Here is a 387-nt window from a genome sequence, read left to right on the forward strand (position 1 = left end):
CTTGTTGAGCCGCAAGGTCTTTTTCAACCTTGTCTAAGCGCTCTTTTAGCGTGCGGTGCATACGCTCGTGTCGTCCATTTTGCTCTGGATGACTAGGTTCAATTCGCTCTGGACGAATGCCCAAGTCAATCCACCACTTGGATAAACGACTGATGCCGCCTAACGCTCTTGAAGCAAACGGCGAACCGTTATCGCTACGAATAACATAAGGCATACCGTATTCGCCAAACAAGCGGTCAAACAGCTTAATAACGGCATCCGCTTGTGTATTAGGTAAGCCATGGCAACACAATAAAAAGCGGCTAAAATTATCCGTCACGGTTAACGGATAACAATAGGCTTTATTGCCAAGCTCAAACTGCCCTTTAAAGTCCACACACCAAGTGG

Annotated in this window: 1 protein-coding gene; it reads right to left on the reverse strand. The window is 46.8% G+C overall.

Going from position 1 to position 387, the window contains the following annotated elements:
- Window positions 1-387: DDE-type integrase/transposase/recombinase (locus ACTG7X_RS11070; RefSeq protein WP_439258494.1), on the reverse strand; the 387-nt coding region annotated here is incomplete at both ends.

It is taken from the genome of Lonepinella sp. BR2271 (assembly GCF_051851515.1).
GTDB lineage: Bacteria > Pseudomonadota > Gammaproteobacteria > Enterobacterales > Pasteurellaceae > Lonepinella.